At 72.5% G+C, this 23,193-nt stretch carries 20 protein-coding genes, 1 pseudogene and 1 riboswitch; of the genes and pseudogenes, 9 read left to right on the top strand and 12 right to left on the bottom strand.

Annotated features, from left to right (window positions below):
* Nucleotides 1–10: 10 nt before the first annotated feature.
* A complete protein-coding gene (locus IEJ02_RS01330) occupies nt 11–2,071 on the bottom strand; it encodes a phosphocholine-specific phospholipase C (RefSeq protein ID WP_191062921.1) in 2,061 nt (686 codons plus the stop codon).
* A gap of 393 nt (nt 2,072–2,464) precedes the next feature.
* Between IEJ02_RS01330 and IEJ02_RS01325 the strand changes: the two genes are divergently transcribed.
* On the top strand, nt 2,465–3,271 hold the full coding sequence (locus IEJ02_RS01325; protein ID WP_137976237.1) for a SigB/SigF/SigG family RNA polymerase sigma factor: 807 nt from the start codon (nt 2,465–2,467) through the stop codon (nt 3,269–3,271).
* Between the two features lie 265 nt (nt 3,272–3,536).
* Nucleotides 3,537–4,649, top strand: a complete 1,113-nt coding sequence (locus IEJ02_RS01320) for a CapA family protein (protein ID WP_191062920.1) — start codon at nt 3,537–3,539, stop codon at nt 4,647–4,649.
* 9 nt (nt 4,650–4,658) lie between these two features.
* On the opposite strand, the gene IEJ02_RS01315 is transcribed toward IEJ02_RS01320, so the two are convergent.
* Genes IEJ02_RS01315 through IEJ02_RS01295 form a run of 5 tightly spaced genes read right to left on the bottom strand, consistent with a single transcriptional unit; the run spans nt 4,659 to nt 9,848 of the window.
* On the bottom strand, nt 4,659–5,666 hold the full coding sequence (locus IEJ02_RS01315; protein ID WP_223863193.1) for a lysylphosphatidylglycerol synthase transmembrane domain-containing protein: 1,008 nt from the start codon (nt 5,664–5,666) through the stop codon (nt 4,659–4,661).
* A 20-nt stretch (nt 5,667–5,686) separates the two neighbouring features.
* Complete coding sequence (locus IEJ02_RS01310; protein ID WP_191062919.1) at nt 5,687–6,904, bottom strand: glycosyltransferase 87 family protein; 1,218 nt, start codon at nt 6,902–6,904, stop codon at nt 5,687–5,689.
* Nucleotides 6,901–8,391, bottom strand: a complete 1,491-nt coding sequence (gene mptB, locus IEJ02_RS01305; protein WP_191062918.1) for a polyprenol phosphomannose-dependent alpha 1,6 mannosyltransferase MptB — start codon at nt 8,389–8,391, stop codon at nt 6,901–6,903. Before mptB ends, IEJ02_RS01310 begins: the two co-directional genes overlap by 4 nt.
* 21 nt (nt 8,392–8,412) lie before the next feature.
* Nucleotides 8,413–9,654, bottom strand: coding sequence for an NAD(P)/FAD-dependent oxidoreductase (locus tag IEJ02_RS01300; protein WP_191062917.1), 1,242 nt, complete (start codon nt 9,652–9,654; stop codon nt 8,413–8,415).
* Complete coding sequence (locus tag IEJ02_RS01295; RefSeq protein ID WP_137976234.1) at nt 9,651–9,848, bottom strand: ferredoxin; 198 nt, start codon at nt 9,846–9,848, stop codon at nt 9,651–9,653. Before IEJ02_RS01295 ends, IEJ02_RS01300 begins: the two co-directional genes overlap by 4 nt.
* Nucleotides 9,849–10,197: 349 nt before the next feature.
* On the opposite strand from IEJ02_RS01295, the gene IEJ02_RS01290 reads away from it, so the two are divergent.
* Nucleotides 10,198–12,126, top strand: coding sequence for an FUSC family protein (locus tag IEJ02_RS01290; protein WP_191062916.1), 1,929 nt, complete (start codon nt 10,198–10,200; stop codon nt 12,124–12,126).
* 41 nt (nt 12,127–12,167) lie between these two features.
* On the opposite strand, the gene IEJ02_RS01285 is transcribed toward IEJ02_RS01290, so the two are convergent.
* Together IEJ02_RS01285 and IEJ02_RS01280 are read right to left on the bottom strand one after the other, a co-directional pair.
* A complete protein-coding gene (locus IEJ02_RS01285) occupies nt 12,168–14,543 on the bottom strand; it encodes an NlpC/P60 family protein (protein ID WP_191062915.1) in 2,376 nt (791 codons plus the stop codon).
* A gap of 279 nt (nt 14,544–14,822) precedes the next feature.
* Nucleotides 14,823–16,340: an AlkA N-terminal domain-containing protein gene (locus IEJ02_RS01280; protein WP_191062914.1), complete on the bottom strand. Its 1,518-nt coding sequence runs from the start codon at nt 16,338–16,340 to the stop codon at nt 14,823–14,825.
* 203 nt (nt 16,341–16,543) lie between these two features.
* On the opposite strand from IEJ02_RS01280, the gene IEJ02_RS01275 reads away from it, so the two are divergent.
* Nucleotides 16,544–16,864 (top strand): hypothetical protein, encoded by a 321-nt coding sequence (locus IEJ02_RS01275; protein ID WP_191062913.1) that lies wholly within the window; start codon nt 16,544–16,546, stop codon nt 16,862–16,864.
* Nucleotides 16,865–17,213: 349 nt separating this feature from the next.
* Nucleotides 17,214–17,642: a VOC family protein gene (locus IEJ02_RS01270; protein WP_191062912.1), complete on the top strand. Its 429-nt coding sequence runs from the start codon at nt 17,214–17,216 to the stop codon at nt 17,640–17,642.
* 71 nt (nt 17,643–17,713) lie between these two features.
* Here IEJ02_RS01270 and IEJ02_RS01265 read toward each other — a convergent pair whose 3' ends face one another.
* Nucleotides 17,714–18,595 carry a bifunctional 5,10-methylenetetrahydrofolate dehydrogenase/5,10-methenyltetrahydrofolate cyclohydrolase gene (locus tag IEJ02_RS01265; RefSeq protein ID WP_317985694.1) on the bottom strand — a complete coding sequence of 294 codons (882 nt, stop codon included), beginning with the start codon at nt 18,593–18,595 and terminating at the stop codon, nt 17,714–17,716.
* Between the two features lie 22 nt (nt 18,596–18,617).
* A riboswitch (ZMP/ZTP riboswitch) is annotated at nt 18,618–18,704 on the bottom strand.
* Between the two features lie 165 nt (nt 18,705–18,869).
* On the opposite strand from IEJ02_RS01265, the gene IEJ02_RS01260 reads away from it, so the two are divergent.
* The 3 genes from IEJ02_RS01260 to IEJ02_RS01250 all read left to right on the top strand — a co-directional run bounded on the left by IEJ02_RS01260 (nt 18,870) and on the right by IEJ02_RS01250 (nt 20,652).
* Entirely contained in the window at nt 18,870–19,106 is a 237-nt protein-coding gene (locus IEJ02_RS01260; RefSeq protein ID WP_086885525.1) for a hypothetical protein, read from the top strand.
* Between the two features lie 129 nt (nt 19,107–19,235).
* A complete protein-coding gene (locus IEJ02_RS01255) occupies nt 19,236–20,393 on the top strand; it encodes a diaminopropionate ammonia-lyase (RefSeq protein ID WP_191062911.1) in 1,158 nt (385 codons plus the stop codon).
* 118 nt (nt 20,394–20,511) lie between these two features.
* Nucleotides 20,512–20,652, top strand: coding sequence for a hypothetical protein (locus IEJ02_RS01250; RefSeq protein WP_191062910.1), 141 nt, complete (start codon nt 20,512–20,514; stop codon nt 20,650–20,652).
* Here the strand turns inward: IEJ02_RS01250 and IEJ02_RS01245 are convergent.
* Entirely contained in the window at nt 20,610–20,834 is a 225-nt protein-coding gene (locus tag IEJ02_RS01245) for a hypothetical protein (RefSeq protein WP_191062909.1), read from the bottom strand. The genes IEJ02_RS01250 and IEJ02_RS01245 overlap by 43 nt on opposite strands.
* A gap of 364 nt (nt 20,835–21,198) precedes the next feature.
* A complete protein-coding gene (locus IEJ02_RS01240; RefSeq protein ID WP_191062908.1) occupies nt 21,199–22,026 on the bottom strand; it encodes an endonuclease I family protein in 828 nt (275 codons plus the stop codon).
* A 227-nt stretch (nt 22,027–22,253) separates the two neighbouring features.
* On the opposite strand from IEJ02_RS01240, the gene IEJ02_RS01235 reads away from it, so the two are divergent.
* Complete coding sequence (locus IEJ02_RS01235) at nt 22,254–22,967, top strand: ribonuclease H family protein (protein ID WP_191062907.1); 714 nt, start codon at nt 22,254–22,256, stop codon at nt 22,965–22,967.
* A 13-nt stretch (nt 22,968–22,980) separates the two neighbouring features.
* Here the strand turns inward: IEJ02_RS01235 and IEJ02_RS01230 are convergent.
* A pseudogene (locus IEJ02_RS01230) lies at nt 22,981–23,097 on the bottom strand (maleylpyruvate isomerase family mycothiol-dependent enzyme); the annotation flags it as partial.
* Nucleotides 23,098–23,193 lie beyond the last annotated feature (96 nt).

The following is a 23,193-nucleotide window of genomic DNA, read 5'->3' as shown; positions in this document are numbered from 1 at the left end:
TGGCGGAGGCTCAGTCCGCCGAGAGCGCGGGGTCGCTCATCCCCGCACGGCCGGTCTCCACGTGCCCGGCCAGCCGGCGCAGATAGCCGCTGTCGTGGTCGGAGACCACCGACAGGTCGTACCACTGGTGGCTGCGTCCGGTCCGCGCGATGTGCACGACACGCGCGCCCGGCCGGAGCCGGTAGTTCACCGGCTTCTCCTTGTGGTAGCCGTCCCGGACGGTGAGCCGCACCGTCGCGTCGCCCCGGTTGACGAGGGTCAGCCTGACGTCCCCGGTCGCCCGGTCGTGACGGGCGCTCACCTCGGGACCCGCGCCGGTGGCGTGGCCGGTGAAGTGGCGCAGGAAACCGGCCGGACCGTGCACCTGGAGGTCATAGGCGCCGTTGTCCGCCGAGGAGCGCTGCCAGCTGCCGGACAGCCGCTTGCCCGCCTCGACGGTGTAGCCCCACGGCCCGCCCTCATGGCTCGCGGACGTCACGTGGAAGTGCGCGGCGGTGCCCTTGCCGTGGTGGACGAAGTCGACCCGCAGACCGCCGTCGGCGCCGGTCGTGGCATCGGCCGACAGGTCGTACGGCAGCGGCCTGGCAGGGCGCAGCCCGGACTCCTGCCGGGGCAGCGAGGGGTGTGCCGGGAGCGCCGGCACGTAGTCCGGGTGACGCTCGTTGTCCTTGGGCCGGTAGCCGCTGGTGTCCGGCAGGGCCGGGACCTTCACATCGGTCCGGGAGAAGTCGAAGGCCTCGGTCAGGTCGCCGCACACCGCCCGCCGCCACGGCGAGATGTTCGGCTCCTCGACGCCGAAGCGCCGCTCCATGAGCCGGATGACCGAGGTGTGGTCCAGCGTCTGCGAGCACACCCAGCCGCCCTTGCTCCACGGCGACACCACCAGCATCGGCACCCGCTGCCCCAGCCCGTACGGGCCCGCGGGCTGCGAGGAGGACCCGGCGTACAGCTCCCCGGTGGTGTCCACGGTCGAGGCGCCCCGCTCGGCGGCGGGCGCGTACGGCGGCACCACGTGGTCGAAGAAGCCGTCGTTCTCGTCGTAGGTGATGAGCAGCGCGGTCCTGCTCCACACCTCGGGGTTGGAGGTGAGCGCGTCGAGCACCTGGGCGACGTACCAGGCGCCGTAGTTGGCGGGCCAGTTGGGGTGCTCGGTGAAGGCCTCGGGCGCCGCGATCCAGGAGACCTGCGGCAGTTTCCCGGCCTTCACATCGGCCCGCAGGACGTCGAAGAAGCCGTCGCCGTTTTTGGCGTCGGTACCGGTGCGGGCCTTGTCGTACAGCGGGTCGCCGGGCCCCGCCTCGCGGTACTGGTTGAAGTACAGCAGCGAGTTGTCGCCGTAGTTGCCGCGGTAGGCGTCCTCGATCCAGCCCCAGCCGCCCTTGGCGTCGAGCCCGTCGCCGATGTCCTGGTAGATCTTCCAGGAGATCCCGGCCTTCTCCAGGCGCTCGGGGTAGGTGGTCCAGCCGTAGCCGGCCTCCGCGTTGTCCAGCACCGGGCCGCCGCCCTTGCCGTCGTTCCCGGTGTAACCGGACCACAGGTAGTAGCGGTTGGGGTCCGTGGAGCCGATGAACGAGCAGTGGTAGGCGTCGCAGATGGTGAAGGCGTCGGCCAGCGCGTAGTGGAACGGAATGTCCTCGCGGGTCAGATACGCCATGGTGGTGGCCGACTTCGAGGGCACCCACTTGTCGTACTTGCCGTCGTTGAACGCCACATGGCCGTCGCCCCAGCCGTGCGGCAGGTCCTGGAGGAACTGCAGCCCGAGGTCGTTCACCTCGGGGCGGAACGGCAGGACCTCCTTGGAGCCGTCGGACTGGTGCCACACCGGCTTGCCGTTCGGCAGCCGGACCGGCCGCGGATCGCCGAATCCCCGTACCCCGCGCAGGGTGCCGAAGTAGTGGTCGAAGGAGCGGTTCTCCTGCATCAGCACGACGATGTGCTCGATGTCCCGCAGGCTTCCGGTCCGGCGGTTCGCCGGAATCTCCGCGGCGCGGGCGATGCTGGCGGAGAGGAGGGACATGGCCGTGCCGGTGCCGGCAAGTTGCATGAATCTTCGACGGTCTATGGAGGTCATGACGCTCCGGTCTCCTGTGGCGTTCGAAGGGAAGCGGGGGGAACCGGTGCAGTCTCTTCCGCCGAGACGGTACGGACAACGGCACACGGGCGAAACGGCGGGAAAGCCTCCGTAAATCTTGGTCGTGGACCGAATCCTTGTCGCGGGCCTCCCGCATGCCCATACGGGCCACGCACCGGACCGATGTGACGTACGACGCACCGGATGGACCGGCATCCATGGGGACGAACTCCGTTTCGCCCTGCCGAGGAGGGGCACGCGCACAGTGTGCTTCGGACCGGAGGCACGCCATGGGAGCAGCCCGGCTGCGCAAGGCGTGTTCAGGTTCGCCCGAGTTGTCCGGATTGCCAGAGCCCGTGGTGACACCGACGACAGCCCAAGGGAGACCGGCTCATGACGTCCGCACGAGCACACCCCCGCACACATCCCAAGCACGCACACGACGACGCCCCCGACACCTCCGCCGACTTCCGCCGGATCGCCGACCTGCCGGACGGTCAGGAGAAGGAGAACCTGCGGCAGGATGTCGTCCGGGCCTGGATGCCGATGGCCGAGCGCATCGCCTCACAGTTCCGCAACCGCGGTGAAAGCCCCGAGGACCTGCGGCAGGTGGCCATGGTCGGCCTGGTCAAGGCGGTCAAGCGCTATGAGCCGGACCGGGGTTCGGCCTTCGAGAGCTACGCCGTCCCGACCGTGGTCGGGGAGGTCAAGCGGCACTTCCGCGACCACATGTGGGGCCTGCACGTCCCGCGCCGGGTCCAGGAACTGCGCAACCGGGTCCGCACCGCCATCCAGGAGCTGACCCGCTCACCGGACGATCGCTCGCCCAGCGTCAAGGACATCGCCCGGCACACCGGCATGACCGAGGAGGACGTCCTCGTCGGCATGGAGGCGCTCGACAGCTTCCGCACGCTGTCGCTGGACGCCGCACTGCGCGGCGCGGACGACGGCTACACGCTGGTGGACACCCTCGGCTCCACCGAGTCCTCCTACGAGCGGGTGGTCCAGCGCGAATCCCTCAAGCCGTGCCTGCGCAGGCTTCCCGCGCGCGAGCGGGAGATCCTCTACCTGCGGTTCTTCTGCGACGAGACCCAGAGCCGGATCGCCGATCGGCTCGGCATCTCCCAGATGCATGTCTCCCGGCTCATCAACCGCACCTGCGCCCGCCTGGGCCAGGAGGTCGGCGCCCGTGCCGCGTGACGCCCACGGTCCGCGTCATGTCCACCCCGGCGGCGGCCACGGCCGCGCGGCCGGACGCCGTGGGCAGGCCGGACGCCGTGGGTGGCGCCGATGCCGTGGCCGGGGCGTACGCCGTGGGCGGGGCGCGCCCCCTCAGCCGCCCGGCCCCGCCCCCCGCTCCCGCCGGTCGAGCGGCGCGACGGTCCGCTCCAGCAGGGCCGCGGCCTCGTCCGGGTCCCCGCCCCGGCCACGCTCACTCATGGCGACGCACGCCTATCGTTGAGATATGCACGACACGGCGGTGACGCTGTTCCTCTGCGGCGATGTGATGCTCGCCCGCGGTGTCGACCAGATCCTGCCGCATCCCGGCGATCCGGAGCTCCACGAGCCCTACATCCGCGACTCCCGGGCCTATGTGGAGCTGGCCGAGGAGGCGAACGGCCCGATCCCGCGGCCGGTGGACTTCTCCTGGCCCTGGGGCGACGCCCTGGCGGTGCTGGACGAGGAGGCGCCCGAGGTGCGGGTGCTCAACCTGGAGACGAGCGTCACCCGCAGTGATGAGTTCGCCCCGGGGAAGGACGTTCACTACCGGATGAGCCCGGACAACCTCCCCTGCCTGACCGCGGTCCGGCCCGATGTCTGCGTCCTGGCCAACAACCATGTGCTCGACGGCGGCCGGCGCGGGCTCGACGAAACGCTCGACTCCCTGGCCGCCGCCGGGCTCCGGGTGGCCGGAGCGGGCCGTGACGCGGCCGCCGCGCGGCGCCCCGCCGTCGTCCCCGCCGGGGACCACCGCCGGGTGCTGGTCTTCTCGTTCGGCGCGGCCTCCAGCGGCATTCCGGGCCGGTGGGCCGCGACCGAGAACCGGTCCGGGGTCGACTTCCTGCCCGAGCTCTCGGACGCCCGCGCGGCCGGAATCACCGAGCGCGTACGGCAGCTCAAGCGCCCCGGGGACATCGCCGTCGCCTCGGTCCACTGGGGCGGCAACTGGGGGTACGGCGTCTCACCTGACCAGATCCACTTCGCCCACGCCCTGATCGACGGCGGTGTGGACCTCGTCCACGGCCACTCCTCCCACCACCCCCGCCCCCTCGAGGTGTACCGCGGCAAGCTGGTCCTCTACGGCTGCGGCGACATGGTCGACGACTACGAGGGCATCGGCGGCTACGAGCGGTACCGCGACGATCTGCGGCTGCTCTACTTCCCCGAGCTGGACCCGGACACCGGCCGTCTGGTGAGCCTGCGCATGGTGCCCCTGCGGTCACGGCGGATGCGGCTGGAGCGCACCGGCCACGACGACGCCGCATGGCTGGGCGGAACCCTCGACCGGGTCGGGGCCTTCCTCGGCTCGCACATCGACGTCCGGCCCGACGACGTCCTCAGCCTGCGCGGACCCTGACCCCGCCGGTCAGACGATCTTCGAGCGCACCAGCCCGCCCAGCACCAGCGCCCCGGGGATCAGCGGCAGCCACACCGTGATGAAGCGGTACGCCAGTACCGTGGACGTGGCCGACTCGACCGGCGCACCCGCCGCCACCAGCGCGATGACCAGCGCCGCGTCGACCGAGCCGATACCACCGGGGGCGGGGACGACGGCGGCCACCGCCGTGGCGGCCAGATACGCGAGCATCACATGCGCCGGCCGCACCTCGAGCTCCAGCGCCAGCGCGACCGCCACCAGCCCCGTCGCCTGGAGCAGCGGAAACGCCAGCGAACCACCCCACAGCGCCAGCGCCCTGGACGGCCGCATGTGCAGCGAACGGGCGTCGGCCAGCGCGGTGCGCAGGAACGTCACCACGAGCCGGCGCACCGGACGGACCAGCGCCACCCCGGCCACCAGCACCCCGGCCGCCGCCACCACCCCGGCCACCACCGTCCCGCTCACCGACTCCGGGAGCAGCGGGCCCAGCCGCAGCGCCTCGGGAAACGCCACGAGCAGCACCAGCAGCAACCCCACCCGGGCCGTGGCCTCCGCCAGGAAGTACAGGGCCAGCGCCGCCGAGGAGCGGGCGGGCGGCAGCCCGCAGCCCGTCATGAACCGGATGTTGACCGCACTGGCGCCGATCCCCGACGGCAGCAGATGGTTGGCCGCCCCCGCGGCGAACTGGGTGGCGAACAGCCGCCTCGCCGGCAGCCGCTCCAGCACCGTGCCCTGCCGGGCGAACGACACCGCCACCCAGCCGAGCCCGGTGGTCGCCACCGCCGTCAGCAGCCAGTACGGATTGGCGGTGAACATCTGACGGGCGCCGGAGCCGATCAGCGACCGGTGCTGGACCACCCAGACCCCGACGACGAGCAGCGGCAGCAGACACAGGATCTGGCGCAGCGGCAGCCGCCGGTACAGGGGCCGGCGCTGCGCCCGTTCCGCGGGCCGGTCCAGGGGCTGCTCCACGGGGCGCGACATCGCTTCAGGCATCGGTCCGGACACTCCTGTCGTCATGGGATACGTGCCGGATATGGCTCTTGGCCCAGCATCGTCGCGGAACGCGCACCGCGCAGCGGGAGCGCGATCAGCAGGCCGAGGCAGATCCACACATAGGTGTTGCTGCCGAGGAAGCCGTCCACCCCGGTGGAGTCGAACCGCCACAGCCACACCACACTGCTGCACAGCAGCACGTACACCAGCGCACCGACCCGGAGCAGCAGCCTGCGCCGGGCCGGTGGCGCGTCCGGCCGCAGCCCGCTGTCGGCCAGCACCGCCAGGGCCGGAATCAGCCACACCAGATGGTGCACCCAGGTGATCGGGCTGATCAGACAGGCGGCCACCCCGGTCAGCGCGAACCCGGCCCGCTCGTCCCCGACGGCCACCGCGCGGCGCACCCGGTGCGCCCAGACGGCCAGCACCGCGAGCACTCCGAGCGCCCACACCACCCCGCTCGGCGGCACCGGATCGACCAGCCGGGCCAGCACCCCTTCCCACGACTGGTTGGAGACGTAGGAGAGCACCCCGATCCGGTCGGTGTCCCACAGCGCCTCGGTCCAGTAGACCCGCGAGGCTCCCGGCGCCACCGCCAGGGCCAGCAGGGTGGCGGCCGCGGCGGTGCCCGTGGCGGTCGCGGCGGCGCGCCACCGCCGGGTGATGAGCAGATAGCCGATGAAGATCGCCGGGGTGAGTTTGATGGCGGCGGCGAGCCCGATACCGCAGCCGGCGAACCGGCCGCGCCCGGTGGACAGCAGCCAGGCGTCGAAGAACACCAGCACCAGCAGCAGCAGATTGACCTGACCGAAGCTGAAGGTGTCCCGCACCGGCTCCAGCAGGACGAACAGACAGGCCGCCACCACGAAGGCGAACCACTTGTTCCAGCCGTGCCGCTGGACGATCGGCCCGATCAGCCAGGTGAGCAGGGTGGCCGAGGCGGCCACGTTGAGCACCAGGCTCAGGGTGATCGCGGCCGGCCAGGTGAACAGGGCCATCGGCAGCATGCACAGCGCTGCGAAGGGCGGATAGGTGAAGCCGTAGTCCGCCCCGTCCGCGCCGGGGATGGTGAAGTCGTAGATGCGGCCGTCCCGCAGCCAGTGGCCCACGGCGTCGTAGTAGACGTTGAGGTCGAACCAGTGCCGGTGCAGCGGGACGAAGGCCAGGAACAGCGCCACCGCCGCCGTGAGGGCGAGCGCCAGGACCAGCCGTCCGCGTGAGGTGGTGGGCCCCGTCATGCCGAACGCTCCGATCGGTGGCCGCCGGAGACGGCGGGCAGCGCGTTGCCGGTGGCGAACCCCGGCGCGTGCCGTACGCACCACAGCGCGCACACCGCCAGCGCACCCCCGCACACGGCGTACGTCAGCTGCCGCGAATCCGGCGCGAACCCATTGGGCAGCACGGCCAGTGCGAGCACCCCGCTCCCGGCCACCACCGCCTTGCGCACCGTTCCGCCCGGACCGGCCGCCGCGATCACGAACAGCCCCCACAGCACGTACCAGGGCCGGATCGCCGGGCCCAGCACGGCCACCGCGATCAGGCTCAGCCCCAGCGCGTACACCGGCCGGGGGCGGGGCGGGCGCAGCCAGGCGACCCCGATGGCCACGGCGGTGGCCAGCAGCCCCAGACCGTGCCAGGCGGGTGCGGCCAGCGGCGCCAGACCGCTCCCGACGGCCTCCAGCAGGGCGCCGGTGGCGCGGCCGAGCGTGCTGGTCAGCGCCCAGTTGTCCGGTGAGGCCGGGGTGGTGAGCGCGGAGATCCAGCCGTATCCGGTGCCGGTGACGGCCGTCGCCACCCCGGTGGTGGCCAGGGACAGCGCGGCGGTGGCCGCCACGGCGCCGACGCGGCGCCTGCGGCCCTCCACCCGGCGCGCCCACAGGGTGGCGACCGCCAGCAGCCCCAGCGCCGCCGGGGCCTTGACCAGGGCGGCGAGCGTGACCAGCACCGCGCCACAGGCCGGCCATCGGCCCGTCGCGGCCACCAGCCCGGCCCCGAGCAGCCCGAGCATCACGGCATCATTGTGCGCCCCGCCCACCAGATGCAGCAGCAGGAGCGGGTTGAGGCCGCCCAGCCACAGGGCGGCGCTCGGGTCGGTGCCACAGCGGCGGGCCAGAACGGGCAGCGCGAGCACCATCAGCGCCACCCCGAGCAGTGCGATCAGCCGCAGCCCGATCACCCCGAGCGACGGCTCGGCGCGCGAGGCGTGGGCGACGGCCGATTCGAAGGCCAGCGAGACCGGGCCGTACGGCGTCGGGGTGTGCTGCCACACCGGCGCCACCTGGTCGGCCAGCGGCCCGCCGAGGCGGATGGGGCCATGGGTGTAGACGTCGATGCGGGCGTGCACCATCGCGCCCTGGGCGAGATAGCTGTACACATCCCGGCTGAACAGCGGCGGCCCGGGCAGCAGGGGAGCCGCCCAGGTGGCGAGCGTGATCAGCAGCGAGCGGGGGCCGGGCGGCCGCGGCCCGCGCACCTCGCGACCCAGCAGCCACCACGCCGCGATCAGCAGCACCAGCCCGAAGTAGGTGCTGATCAGCCCGAGCGCCTCTCTCCCGGAGTCAGGGGTGAGGGCGTCCCCCACCGGTAGCGCTCCGGCCGTCGCCCCACCCGCCGCCAGGGCCACCGACCCGGCGAGCCCGAGGAGCCGGCAGTGACCAGGAGCGACGGCGACACGTTGCGGGAGAAGACGACGGACCAGCACCCAGCCAGCCTCGGGAGAGCGCATGGCCGGAAATTGACGTCGCGGTCACCGGAGACTGGCCGAGAGGTGTCGGCCGGGCCACACCGCCTGGGGAGCGGGCAGGATCGATGCCCACGGTGCCCGGTCGACCACGAGTTGACGCAGTTTGCGCAGCTCGCACGGGCTGTTCCAGCCGAGCACCCCCACCACCCGGCCCCGGTGTCCATAGGCGACGACGAAGTGGCCGCCCTCGAGCTCGCCGTGGAGCACGGCGAGCTCGGCGTCGGCGGGAAAGATGCCGTACGCCTGGATATGGGCGTCGTACTGATCGGTCCAGAAGTACGGCACGGGGGCGAACGGCTGGTTCTCGCCGAGCACATTGTGGGCGACGGCCCGCGCCTGTTCCGTGGCGTTCAGCCGGTGTTCCAGCCGCATCCGGCAGCCGAAGTGGTTGTTGTGCCACGAGGCGACATCACCGGCCGCGTAGACGCCGGGCGCCGCGCGGCAGGTGGGATCGCATTCGACGCCGTTGCCCAGCTCGAGGCCGGATCCGGCCAGCCAGCCGATCGCCGGTGCGGCGCCGATGGCGACCACCACCACATCGGCGTCGAGCAGTGTGCCGTCGGTGAGTTCGAGACCGGTCACCCGGCCGCCGGACTCGAAGAACCGCCGCACCCCGGTGCCACAGCGCATGGACACCCCGTTCTTCTTGTGCAACTGCCCGACCAGGGCGGCTATCCGGTCGCCGAACTGCCGCCGCATCGGCACCGGCCGGGGGTCGATCATGGTGACGTCCAGCCGCATCCTGCGGGCCGCCGCCGCGGCCTCCGAGCCGAGGAAGCCCGCGCCGACCACCGCCACCTTCACATCGGGCTGGCGGCGCAGGTCGGCGCGCAGGGCTAGGGCGTCGTCGAGGGTGCGCAGCAGGTGCACCCCGGCCAGATGGTGGGCGCCGGGCAGGCTGTTGGGGGTGACACCGGTGGCGATGACCAGGGCGTCGTAGGAGACGCCGACGCCGCCGTCCAGCACCACCCGGCGGGCGGCGGTGTCCAGACCGGTGGCGGATCTGCCGAAGAGCAGCCGCGCGTCGAGGGCGGACAGCTCCTCGTCGGTGCGCAGCTTGATCCGGTCCGGCTCCCAGGTGCCCGCCAGGATCTGCTTGGACAACGGCGGCCGGTTGTAGGGAGTGTGGGGCTCGTCGCCGATGAGGGTGAGCCTTCCGTCGTAGCCCTCGCCGCGCAGTGTGACGGCCGCGGTGAGCCCCGCGACCGAGGCACCCACGACCACGACGTTCCGCGGTGCGCTCACGAGTCGGCCAGGGCGATCGCCAGGGCGGGGCAGACGGCGGCCGCGTGACGGACGTCGTCGTGCAGCTCCGCCGGCGGACGGTCGTCGAGGAGTACGGCGACACCGTCCTCGCCCCGCTGGTCGAACACGTCCTGGGCGGCGAGGACGCACTGCCCCGAGGCGACGCATTTGTCCTGATGCAAGGTCACCTGCATGGCGTTCTCCGGCGCTGGGGATCAACGGAAGGCGGTTACCAGACGAATGTTCGGTAACGGGCGGAAGGGAGGCTAGTTCTCCCGCGTACCCAGCACAACACGCTCCGCAAGAAGCTGGCCACGGAGCGAGACATATGAGCCTGGCATGTGCACCCCGAACAGCCCGACCGGCCGGTCCGGGAAGACTGTACAAAACACCAGGTCACACCCGGGACCGCGGACCGGGGGCCGGTTGTGCGGGGGATGGGGCATCAGCAGCTCACATGGCGGAAATACGCAGGTTACGAAAGTTCCGTATTGCTCACGTACGGTTCGAAGAGGCCCATGATTTCCACCGCACGGAGGACCCTTGCGCGCGCTCGTCCCACCGCCCGACTGGCTGACGCACCCCCTGCGCGGGGTGCGGGCGCTGCGGGGCCCCGTGCCCTGGGCGGCGGTGCTCCGCGGAGCCCTCGGCGTGGGGCCGGTGGTGGCCGTCGGCGTGGCGTCGGGACACACCTCGTTCGGGATGCTCGCCGGGCTGGGGGCGATGTTCGCCCATATCAACGACCGCCCCGCCACCCGCGCCACCCGCGTCGTGCGCATCGGCCTGCCCGCCCTCGCCGGCGCCGTCGGACTGCTGACCGGGGCCTGGCTGGGCACGCTGGGCCTCGGGACCTGGATCGCGCTCGCCCTCGCCCCCGTCGGACTTGTCTCCGGCGCGCTCAGCGCCATCGGCCCGGTCTGCTCCTCCGCCGGGGTGCAGCTGATGGTGCTCGCCGTGGTCGGCGCGGGCATGCCCCTCCCGGTGTCCCCGCCGGCCCGGGCGGGCCTGCTGCTCATCGGCGCCGCATGGGTGATCGCCATGGCCGCGCTGCTGCCACGCGTCATCCCCGCACGCCAGGCCGCGCCCTCCGGCGAACGGGAGACGGTGGCCGCCGTGTACGACGCCCTGGCCGACCTGATGACCGCGGTCGGCACCGACGACGGCCAGGCCGCCCGGCGCAAGCTCACCGCCGCCTACGACGCGGCGTACGAAGCCCTCTACGCCCATCGGCTCCCCCTGCACCGCGTCGACGAGGAGGAGCGGCGGCTGCGCGACCGGCTGGCGGTGGCCGGAGCACTCAGCGAGGGCATCCTGACCCTCCTGTGGGAGGACGAACCCGTACCCGAACGCCTCGCGCGCACCCCCGCCCAACTGGCCCGCTCGGTACGGACCGGACTGCCACCGGGCCGGCTGCCCGCCCCGGTGCCCGACACGGCGGGCAATGTGGCCATGCACCGGGCCGTGCTGCTCGCCGCCCGGGTGTTCGACGGCGAACCGGCGCCGCCCGTCGGCGCGGTGGTCCCCGGCCACCGGCAGCGGCTGCGCCGCGCGCTCGGCCCGGCGGGCCGGGAGTACGCCGCCCGGGTGGCCCTGTGCGTGGGCATCAGCACCGCCCTCGCCCAGCAACTGCCCGGCGCGCACTGGTACTGGCTCCCCGCCACGGCCGCCTTCCTGGTCAAGCCCGACATGGGCCCGCTGGTCTCCCGGGCCCTCTCCCGCGCCCTCGGCACCGCCGTGGGCGTGGCGGTCTTCGGCGCCCTCGCCACGCTGCTCGCCCCCGGCGCGGGCGACCCCGGCAGCTGGCCGGTGGCCGTCGCGGCGGTCTGCTCCGCGCTGATCCCCGTCTCCGTACGCCACTTCGCGCTGCAGACCGCCGTGCTCACCCCGCTGCTGCTCTCCCTGGTCTACCTCGGCGGCGACACCGACCCGGGGTTCACCCGGCTCACCGACACGCTGCTGGCCTGCGGTGTGGTCCTGGCCGCCGGGGCGCTGCCCGGGCTCGGCGGCCCGCGCGCGCAGGTGTCGGTGCGGCTGTCGCTCGCGGTCCGCGCCACCCGCGACCACCTTGACCGGGTGCTCACCGCCGAGGCGCCGTACGCCACCCGGCTGCGGCTGCGCCGCGAGGCCTACCGCGCACTCGCCGACGCCCGGCGCGCGGTGGAGGTGGCCAGTGCGGAACACCCACCGTTCGGCCGGGACCTGGCGGCCTGGGCGCCGGTGGTACTGGCCCTGGAGAAGATCGTGGACGCGGTCACGGCCTGCGGCGTACGGCTCGACCAGGGCGCCCCACAGCCCGATCCCGCGCTCGCGGCCCGGCTGCGGGCCGCGCTGTCCGACCTGGCCGACGCCGTCGCCACCCGCCGGCCCCCGACGGACCTCGTCCTGCCCGCGGGGGCGGCGGTGGGCGACTGCGCGACCATCGCCGATGTCACCGCCGGGCTGCGCACGGTGCGCGACCTGGCGGCCGGATGACCCCGCTCACCTCCCCGGCGGTGACATCGGCGACCGGCCGTTCACCGCCCCGGCGGCGGATTGCCCGGCGCGCACAGCGGCACACCGTCCTGCCAGGCACCGCCCTTGAGGTAGATGTTGCTGACCCATCCCCGGCGGTCGGAGAGATAGCTCCAGGCGTCGTTGGTGTAGCCCTCGGCCGTCACCTGCTCCGCGTGGACCTGGCATTGGACCCGCACCTGGCTGGGACCCTGAAGCGTGGTCACGTCCGGTGAGCCCTGCGCGGGCTCCCGGTGGACCCGTACGTCATCGCCCCAGGTGTCGCGGAAGTCGACGTTGTCGCCGTAGCCCCCGCCCTGGTCGGTGTCGCATTCGGGAACGCCCTCCAGCCAGGCGCCGCCCCGGAGGTAGATGTTGGACACCCACGCGTTGCGGTCCGGCAGATGCGCCCACGCGTCGTTGGTGACACCGTCCGCGGTGACCTCCTCGCCCCGCGCCTGGCAGTCGACGCGCACCGTCGTCGGCTTCGCCAGCGCGTCCGTCGCCTGGGCCTTGGAGGACGGGCCGTTGCGCAACGTGACATCGGTGCCCCAGGTCTGGCGCCGCGATCCGGCGCCGTCACCGGGCGGACCGCCCTGGCCCGGATCCCCATCACACGCCGGGACACCCGGAATCCACTCCGGCCCCTTCACATAGATGTTGCTGACCCAACTGCCGCCGTCGTCCGGCAGACGCGACCACACATCGCTGGTGTAGCCCTCGGAGGTGACCCGCTCGGCACGCCGCTGGCAGTCGACGCGGATCCCCGTCGGCCCGGGGAAGGTGGAGTGCACCGCGGAGCCGACGGACGGCTCGGTGTGGGTGCGCACATTGGTGCCCCAGGTGGATTGGGGGGCGTCGCCACCGCCGCCACCACCCGCGCCACTGATCCGCACGGCACCGGTGTAGTCGTCATGGCTGCGCAGCGGGGCCACCCGGATCTTCTCATCGGACTGCGGGGCCTCGGCGATCTGCCCGTTGCCCAGATAGATCGCGGTGTGGTGGATATTGCCCGCGGTGCCGAAGAACACCAGATCGCCGGGGCGCAGCGCGCCCTCGCCCTGCCCCGCCGTCATCCGCACCGGCCACGAGGCGTTGTACATCTGCTCCGCCGTGCGGTCGCCCAGCACGTCATAGCCGGTGGCCTTGTAGAACGCGTAGCGGACGAAACCCGAGCAGTCGAAGCCCCTGCGGTTCGGGTCCTCTCTGCTCCGCTCCGGGTCCGAGGAGTCCACATGGCCGAAGGTGGCCCCCGGCGGATCCACCCCGTGGCCGCCGCCCCAGGTGTACCAGGTGTCGGCCCCGACCACCGCGCACGCCTCCTTGATGGCCGCGGCGCCCGTCGCGTCGGTGTCGCCGTGCGGCGCGCAGGACGTGTCATTCGGGTCGTGCGGCGGCGCCGGAGGGTCGTCCGGCCGGCCCTGCGGGGGCGGTGGGGTGTCCGGCGGGTTGGTGTCACCGGTCCCGGGGGCCGGTGGCGGCCCCGGAGGCACGGTGTTCCGTTCGGCCTGGTGGGTCAGCGCGGATTCCACCGCCTGGGCGCCGGTGGAGTCGGCGCCGCGTGCGTAGTCGCCGTGCGGCCCCTCGCTGTCCGCGGCCCGCTTGGCGATGTCCACCCAGTCCCCGGGCAGGGTCTGGCCGGGGCGGTTGCAGAACTGGTCGTCCGTGCGGCAGATGTCGTGGTACCGGCCGTCGCCGAGGAAGCCGGAGAAGGTCTCCGGCACCGTGGCCCGCTGCAACAGCCCGCCGTCGGCCGCCTGGGCCTCCGCCGGGGCGAAGTCCGGTGTCACGGTCCGCATCTGGCCGCTCTGCGCCATCCCGGCCTGGCCGTTGCTCCGGCTGGGATCGGCGACGTTCACCACGGCGGCCACGGCCTCCTGATTGGCCTGGAGCAGCGGATCCTGCATCGCCTGCTTCATCAGATGGGCACCCATGGAGTACCCGAGCAGGATGAGGTTGGTGCCCTTGCCGCAGGTGGTGTTGTACCAGCTCACCTCCTGGGCGAGCTTCTCCTTCCCCAGCCTCAGCGACTCGTCGTAGCCCGGCTCCCAGGGCCAGTACCGCAACGCGTTCGCGGGGTAGGAGAGATTGCGGATGTCCACGGCGTCGTCCGCCCGCGGATTGCCGTCCGGATCACGAGCGGCGGTGCCGATGCCCTTCGCCTTCAGGGCCTCGGTGATCCCGCCGATGTACTGGCTGTTGACCGGGCTGCCCCAGGGCGCGCCCGGCCCGGCCGAGGCGTCCGCGCCATAGGCGGAGATGATCACCCACGGCTTGCAGACGGTCGGCTGAGGCGGCGCCGGATCGGCGTGGGCCTGTTGCGGAATCCCGAGCAGCGCGCCCAGCAGGGCCCCGACTGCCAGGATCCCTTGGACAACGCGGCCTCTTCTGTGTCCCATTGACGATCTCCCCCAGTTCGCGCTCGTCTCGCGCTCGTCGAGAGTGCTCGCTGCGCACGCTCTCAACGGCATAAAGGGGCCGTAAAGCGGCGGCGGACCGGGGTTTCAGAATGGGTCGTCGTTCTTCACGCCGGGGTCATCGACCTCACGGCGATGTCATCGGGACGTTCCCGGCGATGAGTTGGCGGGCGCGGTGCCGCTCGGCGGATGTCTCCGAGCGGGTGTCTCGCAGTGGGCGGATCGCAGCGGGTGTATCGCAGTGGGTGTCTCCCGGCGGGATCACGCGGGCCGGGGCCGCGGGGCGTTCCAGAGGTGGTGCATGGCGTACGAGCGCCAGGGGCGCCAGCCCTCGGAGTCCTCCAGATGGGCCCCGGCGCCGCGGGCCCCGGCCCGTACGGCGACATCCGACTCCAGCAGCACATCGGGGTCGCTCAGCGCCCGCATCCGGATGTAACCGGATGTCCAGGGGCCGATGCCGCGCAGCCCCAGCAGCTCCTTCTCGGTCCGGTCGCGGTCGGCGCCCGCGTCCAGCCGCACCGTGCCGTCCGCGAGCGCGGCGGCCAGCGTGCGCAGCGTGGCGCGCCGGCTCTCCGGCATGCCGAGCTCGCCGAGCGGCGCCTCGGCCAGGTCCTCCGCGCGCGGGAAGAGATGGGTGAGCCCGCCGTCGGGCCGCTCCAGGGGCTTGCCGTACGCGGCGATCAGCCCATCGCCCAGCACGCGCCCGGCGGCCACCGAGATCTGCTGGCCGAGCACGGCGCGAAGGGCGAGCTCATGCGGGTCGGCGGTGCCCGGCGAACGCAGCCCCGGTCGCGCGGCCACCAGCGGCGCGAGCGCGGCATCGGCGCCGAGGCGCTCGGCGACCGCGTACGGATCGGCGTCCAGGTCGAACAGGCGCCGGATCCGCTGGATGGCGGTGGTCAGATCGCGCAGCTCGGTCAGGCGCAGCCGGCATTCCAGCCAGCCGTCGCCGGGCCGTTCGTCGACCTCGACGATGGCGCAGGCGTGCGGCAGCCGCAGCGTACGGCGGTAGGTCCGGGCGCCCGGCGTACCCACCATCTCCTCCAGGCCGGTGAGGGCACGCCGGGCGAGGTAGTCGAAGACCTGCGTGGTGTCGTACGGACCGCGGTAGGCGAGCCGCAGCGGCACCCCGGCCGTTCCGCCGCCGGCCCCGCAGCTGGTCCCGCCGTTGGCCCCCAGCACCCCGCCGGGCGCCCCCGCGGACCCGGACCGGGAAGACTTCTCCGGCCTGGCGGCGCGCAGTTCGGTGGGGGTGGCGGCGTAGATCTCGCGCAGGGTGTCATTGAACTGCCGGACGCTGGAGAACCCGGCCGCGAACGCGATCTCCGAGGCCCGCAGCGCGGTGGTCTGCAGCAGGATGCGCGCGGTGTGGGCGCGCTGGGCGCGGGCGAGCGCCACCGGCCCGGCACCGAGCTCGGCGGTCAGCTGCCGCTGCACCTGCCGAGCGCTGTACCCGAGCCGCGAGGCGAGCCCGGACACCCCCTCCCGGTCCACCACCCCGTCCCCGATCATCCGCATGGCGCGGCCGACGGCGTCCGCCCGCGCGTTCCAGTCGGCGGAGCCGGGCACGGCGTCCGGCCGGCAGCGGCGGCAGGCCCGGAACCCCGCGCCCTGCGCGGCGGCCGAGGTCGGGAAGAACCGGACGTTCTTGCGCCGGGGCGTGGTGGCGGGGCAGCTCGGCCGGCAGTAGATCCCGGTCGTGGCGACGCCGAAGAAGAACTCGCCGTCGAACCGCGCGTCGCGGCTGCACACCGCCTCGTACCTGCTGTCGTCGCTCATCACACCTCCACTGTGCGCCCTGGGAGGGGAGGTGTGCTGGCGGAAATCGGACATGGCGCTCGCGGCTCGGCTCCGTGGCGACCGGGGCCGGGCCGGGGGGAATCGTGCGGCCGTGGGGGAGGGGCGTGCGCGGTCCGGTGCCGCGGGTGTCCGGCGCATAGCAGGGGGCTTCGCCCCTGGACGGGTCTTGGGCGGAGCCCCGGTTGTACGGGCCGCTCCTGCGCGGTCTCGCCGCTCACGAGCGCACCGGCACCGTCCAGCGTGGCGACCCGCGCGGGGTCGGCAGGCCCGGCCGCGCCGTCGTACGCGCGCACATAGCCGGCGCCGGTCTCGTCGCGGTCGCCCGTCTCCAGCCTGGTCAGGGCCTCGCGCAGTTGCTCAAGACTGTGACGCCGAGCGGCCAGGTGGTCCGCGTCCCCGTCGTCGGCGGCGGGGTCGCGCCAGTGGCGTTCGATGAGGGCGCGGATCGCCTCCAGCGGAGTGTGGTGGCTGGTGTGTCGATGTCGTCGCCGTCATGGGTGTAGTAGGAGGCGACGCCATCACAGGTCGATCCGTCGTCGGACCACAACCCGTAGTGCAGCCCGTCCGACCCGCCGTGCAGAAAGGTCTGCCGTTGCAGCTCCAGTGCGGTGGACGACTGTCGTCCGGAGTCGCGGCGTCACGGAGTAACGGAGTAACGGAGTCAGACCGTCGATGGTAAGTTCGGTGACGTGACTGCCGGGTCGGCCATGGGCCACGCACGAGTGAGGCGCCCGGCCTCGGCGTGAGCGCGAGGCGGGCCAGAGCCCCGCCATTTCCTCCGTGTCCTTCCTCCTGGCGCCCGTACGTGGCGCCTGTTCCAGCGGATTCCACGATGCGGAGACACCACCACCGATGCCACACCACGCCCAGCCCCAGCACGACTCCGAGCCCCCGGCCACCGCCGTCCAGCTGAACCACACCGCCGTCTACGCCCACGACCGGCAGCTGTCCGCCGAGTTCATCGCCGCGATCCTGGGAGTGGAGGTGGGAGCGCCGTTCGGCCCGTTTCTGCCCGTCGACCTCGGCAACGGCGTGACACTCGACTACTACGAGAAGCGCGACGAGCCCATACAGCCGCAGCACTACGCGTTCCTCGTGCCCGATGAGCGGTTCGACGCGATGATCACCCGTCTGGAAGCGGTCGGCGTCACCTACTACGCCGACCCCAACCACACCGACCCCGGCCGGATCAACCGTCTCTTCGGCGGCCGTGGCGCGTACTTCGACGATCCCAGCGGCCACAACATGGAGATCATCACCCGGCCCTACATCCGACCTTAGCCACCGGCTCTGGCCACGGGGCCAGCAGCCACAGGGGCGTCCGAAAGGGCGCCCCCACGGTGGCCGACCGCTCAGCATTCCGCCCGTACGTCCGTCGTCGCACCCGTCTGCTGCCGGGCGGCGTCCACGGTCTGTGCCAGCAGGACGGCGATGGTCATGGGCCCCACCCCGCCCGGCACCGGGGTGATCAGCCGGGCACGTTCACACGCGGAATCGAAGTCGACATCGCCGACGTTGCCGGGGTTGTATCCGGCATCGATCACCACGGCGCCCGGCTTGATGTCCTCGCCACGGATGAGCCGGGGCCGGCCCACCGCCGCCACGACGACATCCGCTTCCCGGAGCACCGCGCCCAGGTCGGCGGTCCTGGAGTGGCAATACGTCACCGTCGCGTCCCGGTCCAGCAGGAGCATTCCCACGGGCTTGCCCAGGATCGGACTGCGGCCCACCACCACCGCGTGCCGCCCCGCGAGCTCGACGCGGTACTCGTCCAGGAGACGCATGATCCCTCCGGGAGTGCACGACGTGAACCCCGGCAACCCGAAGCTCATCGCCCCGAAGGAGTTCATGGTGACGCCGTCGACATCCTTCTCGGGAGCGATGGCCTCGAACGCCGCCCGCTCATCGATATGAGCACCGACGGGATGCTGCAGCAGGATGCCGTGCACGTCGGGGTCCTGGGACAGAGAACCGAGGGTGTCGACCAACTCCGCGGTCGTCGTGGCGGCCGGCAAGCCGACGAACCGCGATGCGATCCCCGCCTTGGCGCAACGCGCGCGTTTCATGCGGACGTACGTGGCCGAGGCGGGATCCTCGCCCACCAGCACCGTTGCCAGGCAGGGAGTGACTCCCGTACGTCGAGTGATCTCCGAAGCGTGGCCCGCCGCTTCCGCCACGATGCGCCGGGCGAGACCGGCGCCATCCATGAGCTGGGCCGTCTGTGTCGAGGACAAGGTCGCCTCCCAGGCGTTACCGACTACTCGCCCAGGCGCACGGCATCGACCCGATCGTCAGGCCGCTCCCCGGTGGTGCTCCACCTCAGCGCCAGTCACGGCCCGGACATACTGTAGGGCACCCCGGACGACCCTTGCCGGGCGTTTTTCTCTCCTTCTCCCGCCGCCGTCCATCAGGCGTTTCCCCGCATATGAGCGAATGTGACCCCTGGCCGGACCATGATCCGATGCCCCCTAGACTGTCTCGCAATCCTCACGTTGATCGGAGCACGACATGCGTCGCCTTGCCCTTGCCCTCCTGGCATGTTCAGCCCTCACACTCGCCGGGTGCGCGCAGGACTTTGACCGGGGCCCTGATGGGACAGTCACCGACAAGGTCAAGGACGGGAAGAAGTTCTACCTGGTCGTCGATCCGGCCAAGGGCGGCGAGGAGAAGAAGTTCCGGGTCAGCAAGTACGACTACCACGATTGCAACCGTGGTTCGAAGTACCCCAAGTGCGTTGACGACTAAGGGCGATTGAGCCCGAGCGCACTCATCGTCGGCCCCGACCGCCCCAGCGGTCGGGGCCGACGCTCCAGACCGGGCGGCCGGGGGTTGGGGCGCTGGACCGATGGGAGGTACGGGCCGCACGCTGGCTGTGTGCCCGCATACGTTTCCTCCACCGCCGAGCCGCCGTGGTTCGCCCGGCCCGCCGCCCGGGCCTGGACCTGTCCGCCCGCCCCCACCGAGGTACGGGATTTCCACGCCTCCCTGTCCGGTTACGCCCCCACCCCGCTCACCGAACTCCCGCCGCTCGCCACCGAATTGGGGATCGGGCGGGTCTTCGTCAAGGACGAGTCGGGCCGTCTGGGCCTGCCCGCCTTCAAGGCCCTGGGCGCGTCCTGGGCCGTGCACCGCGCCCTCGCCGCACGAGCCGCACGGGCCGCACGGGCTGCACGGGCTGCACGGGCCGCACGCGGCGATGCCACCGCGCCCGTCACCCTGGTGAGCGCCACCGACGGCAACCACGGCCGCGCCGTGGCCCGGACGGCACGCCTGCTCGGCCACCGCGCCCGGATCTTCGTTCCACGCGGTGTCCATCCGGAGGCCGTGGCGGCCATCGCCGCGGAGGGGGCGGAGGTCTCCCAGGTCACGGGCGCGTACGACGAGGCAGTGCGCCAGGCCGCCGAGGCCGCCGTCGCACCGGACGCGCTCCTGGTCCAGGACACCGCCTGGCCCGGCTATGAACGGATACCGGGCTGGATCGTCGAGGGCTACTCCACCCTCTGCGCCGAAATCGACGAGCAACTCGCGGCCGCCGGAGCGGGGACACCCGACCTCATCGCCATCCCGGTGGGCGTGGGCTCGCTGGCCCACGCCGTCGTCACCCACTACCGCAGCCGCCCGGCCGGGCCGCCCACGGCACTGCTGTCGGTGGAACCCACGGCCGCCCCTTGCGTCATCGAGAGCCTGACACGTGGCGAGCCGGTCAGCGTCACCACCGGTGAGACCATCATGGCCGGACTGAACTGCGGCACCCCCTCCAGCATCGCCTGGCCCCGGCTGCGCGACGGTCTCGACGCGGCCATCGCCATCCCCGACGCCGCGAGCGCCCGCGCGGCGGGCGACCTCGCCCGGCTCGGCATCTCCAGCGGCCCCTGCGGCGCCGCCTCGCTCGCCGGACTGCGCGCCGCGCTCACCGGCGACGGCGCCGACGAGCGCCGCGCCGCACTGGGCCTCGGCCCCGCCTCCACCGTGGTGCTGCTGAGCACCGAGGGCAGCGCCGCCAACCCCGCCGCCACCACCGCGGACGCCTGAACACCCATCCGCATCCGACCACCCTCGGGTCCAACCGACCGTTCCCGGGAGCCAGAACATCACCAGCCCCACCTCCGACACCATCACCGTCGACGGCCACCGACTGTGGCAGTCGCCGATGGACCCCGCCGAGATCGGCGCGTACGACGACGAGCACACCGGGCTGCGCGGGGTGAACCGCCTGGCCCTCACCGACGCCGACGCCGCCGGGCGGCGTCAGGTCATCGCGTGGAGGGAGCAGGCCGGGCTGACGCCCTGACCGATCGCGACGGCCGCCTCGGCGGCGAGCTGACCCGCACCGGCTTCCACGGCCCCGCCGATGTACGTCTCGACCCGCCGTACGCCTACGTCGAGTGCCACCGCCGCGCTCTGCCCGACGGCGATGGTCTTCGTGCGTGGTGAATACGACGGGATCAGCCACAACCCGCGCGAGTACTCCACTCCCGAAGCGTGCACTCATGGTGTCAACGTCCTCGCGACCACCCTTCTCCGGCTGGCCACGCACGGCTCGTCCTGACGCGGGGGTGTCATCGGTGGCCGTGCCACGGCGCCGCAGCTCGATGGGCCCGCGTACGAACTGGGCGGGGTCGTCCAGGGCGGCGACGACCTCGTCCTGGACGCAGGCCGCCCATCGGGTGGTTCAGCCGCCAGAATTCCGCGACCTTCTCGCACTGCCTACCACAGGAGCCACGGCCGTTCGGGGCCTGGTGGTGGTCGCATTGGCATGTGACGGCCACCAGGACCGCGCCCCCGCCCCGGCGCGTGTGCCGGGGCAGGGGCGGGGCCACGGTGCGGCCACGCGGATTTACTTCCAGATGGAGTCGACCCACTCCGGGTGGTCGATGAACGGGTTCCGGTTGTGCTGGAACTTTTCGTAGATGACCTCGTTGCGGTTCTTCTCGAAGTCGTCGGGCGGGTCCTCGGCGCTCCACTGCTTCAGTACGGAGAGACGGCCGATGTTGGGCGCGGAGCCGTTGTCGACCTTGTCGTTGGGCTCGAGGTCGGGGAAGCCGTCCTCTCCGTCGTAGCGGACGGCCATGTAGAGGATCATCCGGGCGACATCGCCCTTGACCTGGTCACGCGGTTCGAAGGAGTCGTCGTCGGTGCGGTTGCCCGGGGCGTCGGGCACCTCCTCGCCGCCGTTGTCGAAGTCCTTGTTGCCGCGGGTGCTGTTCACCGTCACATTGGCCGGGCGCAGGTGGTGCAGATCGGTGCCGGGCCCGGTGGCCGTGCCGAAGTCGCCGTGTGACTTCGCCCAGACGTGCTCGCGGTTCCAGTCGTCGGGATTGCCGCCGCTCGCGTCCTTGGACTGGGAGCGGCCGGAGTAGAGGAGGATGACGTTCGACGGGTTGTCCGGGTCCTCGTCCGTGGACTTCAGCGCGTCCCACACCTCGTCGTAGGACAGCTTGGTCTGCTCGCTGATGATCGTGTGCAGCGCCGACTTCAGCTCCGGGCCGCTCTTGCCCGTCGCGTCCTGGTAGTAGTCGTCGGGCGCCTGCACGGCCGTGGGCCGGGTGGTGTCCGCCGTGGCCGGTGTGTCGGCGGCGGCGACCGAAGGGGCGGCCACACCGGCCGCGGCCACGACGGCCAGCAGGGGGAGGCGCCGTGACCGGCGCGGGCGATGAGTGGACATGATGTGGGGGGTGTCCTCTCCGAGACGAGTACCCGGACCGCCAACTGGCGCCGCGGGTACGGACGTTCAAGGCACAAGCTCTCGGAGACTCGCATGTGTGACGCCCGAACGTGTGTACGTCATGTGCCCGTTCAGCGTGAATCCGGTGAACGCCCCGGGGGGTGCGGAACGGGCCGACCGACGGGTCTGCCGTCGGGCCGGATCAGCGGAGCTGGCAGTATCGGCGTATGGCTGAACAGATCATCGCCGCGTGTGACGGGGCATCGAAGGGAAACCCCGGGCCCGCGGCCTGGGCATGGGTCATCGCGGGCACCGACGGTGAGGTGGAGCGCTGGGAGGCCGGGCCGCTGGGCACCGCGACCAACAACGTCGCCGAGCTGACCGCGCTGCGAGAGCTGCTGGAGTCCACCGACGCGGGCGTGCCGCTGGAGGTGCGCATGGACTCCCAGTACGCGATGAAGGCGGTCACCACATGGCTGCCCGGGTGGCGGAGGAAGGGGTGGAAGACCGCCTCGGGGTCGCCGGTGGCCAACCGCGAGCTCGTGATGCGCATCGACGAGCTGCTGGACGGCCGCACGGTGGAGTTCGTGTACGTTCCGGCCCACCAGATCGACGGCGACCCGTTCAATGCGGCCGCCGACCGCGCGGCCAGCCACACGGCCCGTACCCAGCAGCCCGCGGGCACCTCGCTCGGCTCCGCCCTGCCACCGCCCGAGGACCGGACGGCGACACGCTCGGCCGGTCGCGGCGGCGCGGCGCGCCCGCGTACGGCGGCGGCGCAAGGGCGGGGGAGGGCCACCGGCTCCAAGAGGAGCACCGGCTCGAAGGGGTCCATCAAGGCCAAGTTCCCCGGCCGGTGCCGCTGCGGCACGCCCTACGGCAAGGGCGAGAGCATCAGCAAGAACCCCGACGGCTGGGGCCATCCGTCCTGCGCCACCTGAGCCAGAGGGCGGATCAGGGCGGGGTGAAGAGTGCGGGGAAGCGGGGCGCCAGCCAGGGCCTGCGGCCCCATGTGAGGACGCGGCCCCTGGCGACCGCGCTCCACGGTCCGAGGCGGCCCAGCGCCATGACGGGCACCGGAGCCCCGGTGTCGGATGCGCCGCGCAGCGTGGCGGCGATGTCGGCCGCGGTGGCGCGTATCGCCTCGTCCAGGCCCGTGGGCCACGT

Origin of the sequence: Streptomyces sp. 5-10 (assembly GCF_014712245.1) — a bacterium.
Classification (GTDB): domain Bacteria; phylum Actinomycetota; class Actinomycetes; order Streptomycetales; family Streptomycetaceae; genus Streptomyces; species Streptomyces violaceusniger.
This window is presented reverse-complemented; position numbering and strand designations above follow the sequence as displayed.

What these genes read in the sequence shown, in the direction of transcription:
- mptB (WP_191062918.1), bottom strand. Translation starts at nt 8,391, where the DNA reads ATGCGCTCTCCCGAGGCTGGCTGGGTGCTGGTCCGTCGTCTTCTCCCG.
- IEJ02_RS01295 (WP_137976234.1), bottom strand. Translation starts at nt 9,848, where the DNA reads ATGCAGGTGACCTTGCATCAGGACAAATGCGTCGCCTCGGGGCAGTGC.
- IEJ02_RS01250 (WP_191062910.1), top strand. Translation starts at nt 20,512, where the DNA reads ATGGACCCCGCCGAGATCGGCGCGTACGACGACGAGCACACCGGGCTG.
- IEJ02_RS01270 (WP_191062912.1), top strand. Translation starts at nt 17,214, where the DNA reads ATGCCACACCACGCCCAGCCCCAGCACGACTCCGAGCCCCCGGCCACC.
- IEJ02_RS01315 (WP_223863193.1), bottom strand. Translation starts at nt 5,666, where the DNA reads ATGCCTGAAGCGATGTCGCGCCCCGTGGAGCAGCCCCTGGACCGGCCC.
- IEJ02_RS01280 (WP_191062914.1), bottom strand. Translation starts at nt 16,340, where the DNA reads ATGAGCGACGACAGCAGGTACGAGGCGGTGTGCAGCCGCGACGCGCGG.
- IEJ02_RS01325 (WP_137976237.1), top strand. Translation starts at nt 2,465, where the DNA reads ATGACGTCCGCACGAGCACACCCCCGCACACATCCCAAGCACGCACAC.
- IEJ02_RS01235 (WP_191062907.1), top strand. Translation starts at nt 22,254, where the DNA reads ATGGCTGAACAGATCATCGCCGCGTGTGACGGGGCATCGAAGGGAAAC.
- IEJ02_RS01285 (WP_191062915.1), bottom strand. Translation starts at nt 14,543, where the DNA reads ATGGGACACAGAAGAGGCCGCGTTGTCCAAGGGATCCTGGCAGTCGGG.
- IEJ02_RS01260 (WP_086885525.1), top strand. Translation starts at nt 18,870, where the DNA reads ATGCGTCGCCTTGCCCTTGCCCTCCTGGCATGTTCAGCCCTCACACTC.
- IEJ02_RS01240 (WP_191062908.1), bottom strand. Translation starts at nt 22,026, where the DNA reads ATGTCCACTCATCGCCCGCGCCGGTCACGGCGCCTCCCCCTGCTGGCC.
- IEJ02_RS01330 (WP_191062921.1), bottom strand. Translation starts at nt 2,071, where the DNA reads ATGACCTCCATAGACCGTCGAAGATTCATGCAACTTGCCGGCACCGGC.
- IEJ02_RS01310 (WP_191062919.1), bottom strand. Translation starts at nt 6,904, where the DNA reads ATGACGGGGCCCACCACCTCACGCGGACGGCTGGTCCTGGCGCTCGCC.
- IEJ02_RS01320 (WP_191062920.1), top strand. Translation starts at nt 3,537, where the DNA reads ATGCACGACACGGCGGTGACGCTGTTCCTCTGCGGCGATGTGATGCTC.